Origin of the sequence: Flavobacterium pisciphilum, assembly GCF_020905345.1 — a bacterium.
GTDB classification, from domain to species: Bacteria; Bacteroidota; Bacteroidia; order Flavobacteriales; family Flavobacteriaceae; genus Flavobacterium; species Flavobacterium pisciphilum.
In genome coordinates this window covers 1-10,253 of record NZ_JAJJMO010000002.1, presented here as the reverse complement: position 1 = coordinate 10,253, position 10,253 = coordinate 1, and the positions used below count along the sequence as shown (strand labels likewise).

Below are 10,253 nucleotides of genomic sequence, written 5' to 3'. Positions count from 1 at the left end.
ACCAATATGAAGAGCTGCCGAAGCATGAGGTGTAGTCGTACCTAATCCTACATTACCCAATTCGTTAACATTGATACGTCTGTTACCTTCTCCATCTGCAATGATAATATTATTAGAGATTGGACCCAAAAGACTTATGCGTGACCCCAATATAGTATTATTTATACCACTTTTCAAACCTTGGTCATTATTATTATAAGAACCAATTATAGTATTAAAACCATATAAGTTATTATCTCCTACATGAAGTCTCGCACCTGCACCACTACCAATACCAATATTGTAGCTTGATCCTGTCATATAGTTAAGAGCACCACGCCCAACAGCAGTATTATGAGTACCTTCTTTAAGGTCTTGTAATGAATGCATCCCTACACCTACATTATAATACCCTTTAACTAAGCTTTCAAGAACTGAATGCCCAAAGGCACTATTAGCACTACTCTCTGTACTATTTTTTAATGTCCGATAACCTACAGCAGTATTAGATTCTCCACCAATATTACTTTCGAGAGCTTCATTTCCTATAGCGGTATTGGGTCTACCACTTAGATTGTTTTTTAATGCACTTAATCCAAAAGAAGTGCTAAAAACTGTGAGTCTACCTGCCTGTATGTTATTTCTTTTAAAAACTAAATCTTGATTGTCTAGCGTTCCTATAAAATTAGTACCTGCAACTGTATTGCTATTTCCCGTTAAATTCCAAGCTGGTACAATTGAAGCTGTATCTATCACTCGTATCCATCTTGATGACATTGTACTCCAATAGTAATATCCTTGGGTTATATCATTAATAGTTGCTGTATTGTAAACTAACAAAGAATTTGCCGGTGACGGTATTGTACTAGTATCTGTAGTTCCTTTAAGTGCCACTCGCGATAATAAAACGCCTTTATTAGCAAGACTAATATCCAAAGCTGATGAAGCATGAGGGTTAAGAGTACCTATTCCTGTCTGTGCATGTGAGGCATAACCAATAATGGCAAAAAGGAAAAGTAAAATATTTTTTTTCATGAATTAAAATTTTAAAAGTGACTTATGTAAATGATATTTCTATTTGTGCCATAAATAAATCTTTGATAGGTGGCTTAAATCGTTTTCCTATTCATAACTTATTCGTTAGCAGGGATTTCTTCTATTTTATTTGCTTCTTTTAGCAAAAGAGTCTTCGCTCGTTTTCTAATCTCTACTGCCATTGCACTATTGTTAAAATAACATAAAGCCGTATGTACCGTTTGGAGTGATGTTTTTAGCTCTGTGGCAATTTGTTTCTTCAACTCAGAGTGTATTTTTATTTTTCTCATATCTTTACAGTTTTAAATATCAATTGTAATTATTTGATTCAACTATCAATTTTAGTTGTCTAATGCAATATAAGCGATAATCATCGCAAAAAAAATTATTTACGATGAATTTCGCTACTACAAAAGAAAGAATAATATATTTTATTGAGCAACAAGGCGTTACAACAAAAGAATTTTTAGAAAAAACTACTATAAAACGTGGTTTTTTGGATTCTGATAAACTAAAAGCGACTGTTTCTGATGTGTTTTTAGCTAAAATTATCGCAGTTTACTCTGAAATTAACCTCGAATGGCTCATAACAGGGAATGGCTCTATGCTAAAAGAACTACAAAGCCTTGTTACTTCGCCTGTACACAGCATCCAAAAAGCGAATGATGTGCTTGATATTCGAAAAGTTCCTCTGTTTAATCTTGAAAAAACGATAGGTATAGTGCCTATGGTAAATGAGATAAATTTAGATGAAGAAAAAATTATTGATTATATATCAATTCCAAACATACCTTCATCTGATGGTGCAATATATGCCACTGGAGACAGTATGCATCCGGTGTTAAAAGCAGGTGATATTATTACTTATAAAAAAATAGATATAAATCGTCAAAAAATTTTCTTTGGCGATTTATATCTATTAGCTATTAAGATTGATGATAGTACAACTATGAAAACAATAAAATTGGTACAACAATCTGACTTAGGTGATGATTATATTAAGTTAGTAAGCCACAATCAACAGCATCCTGCTAAAGATGTGCATTTAAGTGAAATAACTGCAATGGGGCTTGTACGTGTTTCGATACGCTTACACAACTAAAAGAGTTGTTGCCTTTTTTAATTTTTACTCCCCTTTTCTAATTTAATTTCTAACTGATTAATTCGGTCATTTAGGAGTTTGTTCTCTTTTTCTAATCGCTCGTTTCGGAGATTATCATCCCTTTTTAATTTATTATTTTGTTCTGTTAGCTCTTGTATTGATTTTATCATAGGAGCAATTAAATCGGTATAACGAACAGACAGCATTTTATCTGCATCGCCACCTTCCTGTACAACGCCTGCATCTTTATACGCTACTTCATCTAACGTTTGTTGCAATTCTTGAGCAATGACTCCCCACTCTTTGGTATTTGATTCATTATTTTTACGAATGTACTCTACAGGACGCACCTTATTAATAAAATCCAATCCCAACGGAATTGTTTTAATATCCTTTTTATATCTTCTATCAGAAGTTGTCGAAAACCCTACCTGACCAGATATCTTAGTGATATCTCCATTTCCTAATTGAATCGCATTAGACTCATTAACAGATGCCCTAAAACCAATAGCAGTAGTATTTTTAAGATATCCCAATGACGTTCCTGCATGAGCGCCAATGGCAGTATTATTATATCCTGTAAAATTTTTTGAGAGTGCTTCATATCCAACTCCAACATTAAGCTCCCCTGAGCTATTGCCTTTTAATGCACTACTACCAAGACCAATATTGTATGCTCCGGTCTGATTAAATGCTGATAGACTGTTAACCCCTATAGCGATATTGTCATTTCCTTTTTGATTATTACTCAATGCCCAGCCACCAATTGCAATATTAGAGGCTCCCTCAGTATTTCTTTCTAGCGCATGTGCTCCATTGGCAACATTATATCGTCCAGTAGTATTTCTCGTTAAACTAGAAAAACCAATTGCTGTATTATTATCCCCAGCTGTATTGCTTTTTAAAGCACTTACCCCAACAGCAACATTTTCATTTCCTGTATCGTTTACCGATAAACTATTGTACCCTAAGGCTGTATTATCATTACCATTCATGACAGCTTCAGAGGTTCCGTGGAGACTATTAGAGCCTATTGCTGTATTACGAATACCTTGTGTTCCCGAAGTAGTCCCTTTATAAGAGTTTACCCCAAATGACGTATTGTGCGCATTCAAGTCACTTAATAGTCCTGCATGAACGTTTCTTCTTTTAAATACCACATTTATATTATCAGTAGTACCAATAAAGTCTGTTCCTTCGGCAGTACCTGAGTTTCCTTTTGTATTCCATCCAGATGAATCAGAATCCAATACTCGCATCCATTTTAAATTAGATGTATTCCAGAAATAATACCCAGGGGTTACATCGCTACTAGTTGCCGTATTGTAAATCATTAATGAGTTTGCTGGCGAGGGTATTGTTGTTGCATCTGTAACTCCTGTAAGTGCTACTCGAGGTAAAAGAACTCCCTTGTTAGTGCTTGTAACATCCAGAGCAGCAGATTTATCTGGATCATTGGTTCCTAGTCCTACATTCCCCGTTGCATTAACGTTGATACGTCTGTTACCAGAACCATCGGCTATGATAATATTATTAACTAACGAAGATGGCAAATCTTTTATACGTGAACCCAATATAGTATTGTTTCTACCACTATCAAAGCCTTGAGTATTATGATTGTCATAAGACCCAATTATAGTATTAAATCCATCTTCATTTCCGCTCATTTTAAGTCTATAACCTGCACCACTACCAATAGCAATATTATAATTTCCACTATACGTTTTTGCAAGTGCCGAAGCCCCAACAACAGTATTCCCACTACCTTCTGAAAGAAAATCTGACGAATACATTCCCACACTTACATTATTCTTACCTTGGGCCAACTTATTGAGCGCCCTATAACCAAAGGCAGCGTTACCATTACCATCTAAATTACTGCCCAATGCCTCAAAACCAGTAGCTGTATTAAGAGTACCTCCAGTATTTGCCCCAAGCGCTTTGTTCCCAAAGGCAGTATTATAGCTCCCTGTTCCTCTCAACGAACCTTGTCCGAGAGAAGTATTAAATTTTGATAATCTACCTGCCTGCAAATTGTTTCTTTTAAAAACTAAATCAACATCATCTGTAGTTCCTATGAAATCTGTAGCAGGGTCAGTATAGGCATTCCCATTTAGTCCCCAACCTGTTATAGTCGAAGCAGCATCTAATATTCGAATCCATTTTGAGACTGCTGTATCCCAATAGTAATATCCAGGTGTTAGATCAGCAGTGGTTGCTGTATTGTAAACTAATAACGAATTTGCTGGCGAAGGTATCGTCGTGACATCTGTAGTTCCAGTAAGTGCTACTCGAGATAATAAAACTCCTTTATTGGCTATACGAATATCTAAAGCCGACGAAATATCGGGCGTAGTAGTTCCAATTCCAGTTTGCGCATTGGAAGTATAATTTAATATGATAAAAACGAATAATAAAATATATTTTTTCATGAATTTTAATAGGTTTTAAATCAATTGATACTTAACTAAAAAAACAAAGTCAATTAATACGGTTATTTAAAAAATACAGTACGGGGAAATACTTTATATTTTTTGAGAGTAATTACATCCTACTCATTCTGTGGGCAAAATTAACACTAATACAGCGACAATCAATTGCAATAGCCTACGCACATCTACTCACAATTAGCGAAAAATGCGGTTTTACAGCTTTCTTTTGCACTCGGATATAATTGAGTATGATTTTTCTTTCAAAACTTATATGTGTTCCTAAAACTAAAAATTCTACAATAAAAGAGGATTAATTTATCGTTTTGATTGCTACACTTTTAAATTATCATCCTGTAATACAATGATTACAGTGGAGCAAAATTATCCATAATCTCAAAATGATTTCTGCTTTATTAAAACCTCAACGCTATTCAATAAAAAACTGAAAGCTGGGACCGATTTATCCTTTTCTAATAAAATTCTAATTTTTTTCTAAAACATCTCTAACGGCTTATTCTTTAAAGCAAAACTAATTTTGCCCCATAATTAGGAATTGGTTGTTTGTCGATCAATTCTTGTCATTGCGAAAAAAGCAAAACCATTAAGGCAATTGTTTTATTCTCAAAACATACAATGACAATGATTGTCAAAATTGACAAAAATGTTTTTGTCTTTAACGCATAGAAACATAGCATTATGATTTAAGGTGGTTCTTGAAAATTGTAATTTTTTCACTTAGCCCTATGTGATTTATCTTGAGTGAAACGTCTTGATTAGACTTTGTGAACTATGAATCTATGTGTTAAAAACAATTACATCCAACGGCAGATGCTGATAAAATCATCTACCAGAGAAACAAAAACAATTAAAAAGAAAAGGAGGTTTATTATGATTACAACTTATGAATTTACAACACGTATTGCACTTGCAGCTTTGCTGGGAGCAGCAATAGGTATTGAGCGTCAATGGCGTCAAAAAAATGCTGGACTGCGCACAAATACATTAGTGTCATTAGGATCTACTGCTTTTATACTGCTCTCTGTTTCTTTAGGTAATGGTGCCGACCCTAGCAGAGTTGCTGCTCAAATTGTTTCTGGAATAGGTTTTCTGGGAGCAGGAGTAATTATGAAAGACGGTCTAAGTGTACAGGGACTAAACACTGCTGCCACTATCTGGTGTTCAGCAGCAGTAGGTACGCTTGTAGGTATTGGTTTATTTACAGAAGCTATAATAGTGAGTGTAGCAGTAATGATTACCCATTTATTACTTCGTCCTGTAGGTTTAAAACTAAACCGTTTGCAATCTATAAAATCAATCCACACTCCTACTGACTACTTATTTACAATAAAATGCAAGGCTGAAGTTGAAAACCGTCTTCGAGTAATGCTCATGCAGAATTTAGGCAATGAAGAAACAATATTATTAAAATCACTAACAAGTGATGATGGTGATGATCCCTCAATAGCTATTATAACTGCCGAAATAAAAGCAATTACGGCGCAGGATAGTTTAATGGAACGAATGGCGAGCCAATTGACTATTGCAGAAAAAGTAATGAAAGTGAGCTGGGAAATTATGGGAACCGAAACCGAACTGTAGCTTATGATTAATGATTCTAACCCCCATGTCTTAATCAAGACAAATTAAAACCATAAAAAATGAGTGTAAAAGATAAAATAAAGCATCCTTTTTATTCCATAACCAATAGCAACGGTATGAATGAAGGAACTACGACTAAATTGCGTAATGCTTCTAGAAACGATCATAATTTTATTTACGCAATGTTAGAGAGTTCAGAAATTGGACTTACAAAACTAACTTCTGATGAACGACTCAAGAAATTCGGACTCAATGAAGTTCAACACGACAAAGCTCCTTCATGGTTAAGTCAGCTAATTAAAGCTTTTATAAATCCTTTTATTTTCATCCTGCTTGTTATCGCAATAATCTCATTTGTTGTTGATATCTGGATGGCTGCCCCGGGAGAAGCCGATTATAAGACTGTGATTATGGTTACAGGAATGGTTCTTTTTAGTGCCTTGCTCCGATTCTTTCAAGAATACAGAAGTAACAAAGCAGCAGAGAAATTGAAAAGTATGGTAAAAACGACTGCTACCGTATTAAGAAAATTTATTGGCAAAAGAGAAATAGCAATGACTGATCTGGTACCCGGAGATATTCTCTTTTTATCAGCAGGAGATATGATACCTGCAGATTGCCGTATCATGCAGTGCAAAGATTTATTTGTTAGTGAATCTATGCTTACTGGAGAAGCACTGCCTGTAGAAAAGAATTCTCTTCCAATACGTGATGCCGATACTAAACAGCCTATAGAACTGAATAATCTTTGCTTCATGGGTACAAATGTGGTTAGTGGTACTGCCAAAGCAGTAGTAGTGGTTACGGGAAACCTAACCTATTTTGGAAGCATCAGCAAAACCATATTAGGAAATAGACCTGAGACTGCTTTTGATATAGGCATAAACAAAGTAAGCTACTTGCTTATTCGATTTATGTTGGTAATGGTTCCTATAATCTTTTTGATAAATGGATTTCTAAAAGGAGACTGGATGCAAGCGCTTTTGTTTGCAATAGCTGTTGCCGTAGGATTAACTCCCGAAATGCTTCCTATGATTGTAACTGCCAATCTTGCTAAAGGAGCAATGAATATGAGCAAACATAAAGTAATTGTAAAACGATTAAACGCCATTCAGAATATTGGCGCTATGGATATTCTTTGTACAGATAAAACAGGCACGCTAACCTTAGATAAAATAGTTTTAGAGAAACATTTGAATGTTCTTGGCGACGAAGATGATGAGGTTCTTAAATGGGCTTACCTCAATAGTTTTCATCAAACTGGGCTAAAAAACATACTCGACAAAGCGGTTCTGGAACATGTTGAGCTTCATGATTATTTAAAGGTTGAAGAATACTTTATGAAAGTAGACGAGATTCCTTTTGATTTTGAGCGCAGACGTATGTCGGTTATACTTAAAATGCGAAACGGAAACCACTTGCTAATTTGCAAGGGCGCTGTTGAAGAAATTCTGGATTTGTGTTCTCATAGCTTCGACCCTGGGGAAGACAAAGAATTGCATCTTGAGAATGACAAAATAATACCGATGGATGAGAAAATGCGCAACAAAATTTTGCAGACCTCAAAAAAAATGAATGAAGAAGGATTGAGGGTCTTATTAGTAGCCATTCGGGAATTTGATGGAAAACACCCGTTAACCTATTCTATTGATGATGAAAAACAACTTACACTAACGGGTTTTATTGGTTTTCTTGATCCTGCAAAACCATCAACACAACCAAGTATAGCAGCGCTTCAGGAATTAGGAGTAACCTTAAAAGTACTTACTGGTGATAATGAGATTGTTACTAAAAAAATATGCCATGATGTTGGCATTCCTGTAAAGAACATCGTATTAGGAACTGAACTAGAGTCTATGACTGATGAGGAACTGGCTCTTAAAATCGATGATGTTTCCATTTTTGCAAAACTGAGTCCATTACAAAAAGTAAGAGTCGTAAAAGCACTAAGGGTCAAAGGTCATACCGTAGGCTTTATGGGTGATGGTATTAATGATGCGGCGGCTCTTAAAGAAGCAGATGTAGGTATTAGTGTAGATACAGCCGTAGACATTGCCAAAGAAAGTGCTGATATCATTCTGCTAGAAAAAGATTTAATGGTGCTTCGTAAGGGTGTTATCTATGGACGAAGAACTTTTGGTAACATCATTAAATATATAAAAATGACAGCCAGCAGCAACTTCGGGAATATGTTTAGCATGCTTGGAGCAAGCGCTTTCCTGCCCTTTTTGCCAATGCTTCCTGTTCAGTTATTAACTCAAAACTTATTATACGATATCTCTCAAACCACAATCCCTTGGGATAAAATGGATGAAGACTTCTTAAAAGAACCAAAAAAATGGGATGCATCTAGCATACAGCGATTTATGCTTTTTATAGGTCCTATCAGTTCCATTTTTGACTTTGCAACATTTGCTTTGCTGTTTTACTATTTCAAAGCAAATAGCCCTGAGCTGCAATCGTTCTTTCAAACCGGTTGGTTTATAGAAGGTTTACTATCTCAAACATTAATTATACACATGATACGTACCAAAAAAATTCCATTCGTACAAAGTTGGGCTACAGCTCCTGTATTGGCATTAACAACAATAATAATGCTTGTAGGTATCGCAATTCCGTTTTCGCCATTGGCGCCAATGCTAAAGATGCAACCGCTTCCTATGAGTTATTTCCCTTGGTTATTTGGAATACTCACTTGTTATTGCTTGCTCACCCAATACGTTAAAACGTGGTTTATTAAAAGATTTAATCAATGGTTATAATATTAAAATAAGATGATACTAAATAATAAAAATAATTCCCGATTTCAAATGTCAAAAATCTTCAATCAAAAAAATCAATACCGAAACCTTGTGGTGACTCTAATTGCTACAACTGCTTTTACAGCTTGTGGCGGTAAAACTGAAACAAATGAAAAGCAAAACTATTCATTGCAAAATGATACGATTGTTGTTGCCCCAACCTCAACAATTGCTTCAAAATTAAAAATCGGAATGGCTACTAATGAGCCCTATCAATCTGAACTAATAACGGCTGGTACCGTGAAAGCTATTCCTAATTTTTATGCCGAGATAGCTCCGCCGTTTGCAGGTAGGGTTACTAAAGTATATTTAAAACTAGGAATGAAAACGCAGGCTGGCACACCCCTTTTTGAGATGGTCTCCCCCGATTTTATCGATGCTCAAAAAAGCTTCTTTCAAGCAAAATCAGCCTATCAAGTAGCTAAACTATCATTAAAACGTCAGCAGGACTTGAAACACAACGGCGTGGGTTCTCAAAAAGACCTAGAGGAAGCAGAAAGCAACTTTGAAGTCAACGAGAAGGAATACCAAAATGCAGTTGCAAGCTTAAAAATATTTGGAGTAAATGTACATACGCTTGTCTTTGGTCAGCCGCTTGTAATCACCTCGCCTATTGCAGGAGAAGTAATTAAAAATGATGTTGTAATGGGACAGTATATCAAAGAAGATGATTCGCCTAAAGCCATAATTACAGATTTAAAAAAGGTTTGGATTGCAGGTCAGGTTAAAGAAAAAGATATCCGCTTTATACATCAATTAGATGGTGCCGAAATTCAGCTCGCCTCCTATCCGGACAAAAAAATTATTGGAAAAATTTACCATGTAGATGAAATTGTAGATGAAGCCACTCGAAGTGTACAAGTACTAATCGAATGTGCCAATGAAGATCATACCCTTAAACCAGGAATGTATGTAACAGTGAAGTTTATAGATTCCCCTGAAAATACTTTGTTTGTTCCCGCTAAAGCTGTTTTACAATATAACGACAAAAGTTTTGTGCTTGTGCAATTGGAAAAAGGAAAGTATATCCGCCGCTACGTAGAAACTGGAATCACTAACAAAGGAAAAATTGCCATTCTTGCTGGTCTAAAACCAAATGAAGCTATCGTAAGCGAAGGTGCTTTTTATCTTCTGGAAGCGAAATAGTGTGCGGTGCGCAGTTGTAATGCTGAAAATTGAACAGTGGAATATTAACCGCAAAGCATGCTAAGATTTACGCAAGGGACGCAAGGTTCTTTTTAATTTAAAACATGAAACTTTTTTGCACACAGATTTATTACTCGCAATCTTGTCACCCTGACGAAG

The 10,253-nt window shown here is 35.6% G+C and carries 6 protein-coding genes and 1 pseudogene; 4 read left to right on the top strand and 3 right to left on the bottom strand.

Annotated elements, in window-relative coordinates; genetic code table 11:
• A pseudogene (locus LNQ49_RS23180) lies at positions 1 to 1,014 on the bottom strand (hypothetical protein); the annotation flags it as partial.
• A 98-nt stretch (positions 1,015 to 1,112) separates the two neighbouring features.
• Entirely contained in the window at positions 1,113 to 1,304 is a 192-nt protein-coding gene (locus LNQ49_RS23175; protein WP_229991373.1) for a hypothetical protein, read from the bottom strand.
• Positions 1,305 to 1,408: 104 nt separating this feature from the next.
• Between LNQ49_RS23175 and LNQ49_RS23170 the strand changes: the two genes are divergently transcribed.
• Positions 1,409 to 2,116, top strand: coding sequence for a S24 family peptidase (locus LNQ49_RS23170; RefSeq protein ID WP_229991372.1), 708 nt, complete (start codon positions 1,409 to 1,411; stop codon positions 2,114 to 2,116).
• Positions 2,117 to 2,133: 17 nt separating this feature from the next.
• Here LNQ49_RS23170 and LNQ49_RS23165 read toward each other — a convergent pair whose 3' ends face one another.
• Complete coding sequence (locus LNQ49_RS23165; RefSeq protein WP_229991371.1) at positions 2,134 to 4,548, bottom strand: tail fiber domain-containing protein; 2,415 nt, start codon at positions 4,546 to 4,548, stop codon at positions 2,134 to 2,136.
• Between the two features lie 888 nt (positions 4,549 to 5,436).
• On the opposite strand from LNQ49_RS23165, the gene LNQ49_RS23160 reads away from it, so the two are divergent.
• The 3 genes from LNQ49_RS23160 to LNQ49_RS23150 are packed head-to-tail and all read left to right on the top strand — an operon-like array spanning position 5,437 to position 10,094.
• Positions 5,437 to 6,147: an MgtC/SapB family protein gene (locus LNQ49_RS23160; protein ID WP_229991370.1), complete on the top strand. Its 711-nt coding sequence runs from the start codon at positions 5,437 to 5,439 to the stop codon at positions 6,145 to 6,147.
• A gap of 59 nt (positions 6,148 to 6,206) precedes the next feature.
• Positions 6,207 to 8,909: a magnesium-translocating P-type ATPase gene (gene mgtA / locus LNQ49_RS23155; RefSeq protein WP_229991369.1), complete on the top strand. Its 2,703-nt coding sequence runs from the start codon at positions 6,207 to 6,209 to the stop codon at positions 8,907 to 8,909.
• Between the two features lie 48 nt (positions 8,910 to 8,957).
• The gene (locus LNQ49_RS23150; RefSeq protein ID WP_229991368.1) at positions 8,958 to 10,094 is read left to right on the top strand and encodes an efflux RND transporter periplasmic adaptor subunit; all 1,137 of its coding nucleotides are present in this window, start codon (positions 8,958 to 8,960) and stop codon (positions 10,092 to 10,094) included.
• Positions 10,095 to 10,253 lie beyond the last annotated feature (159 nt).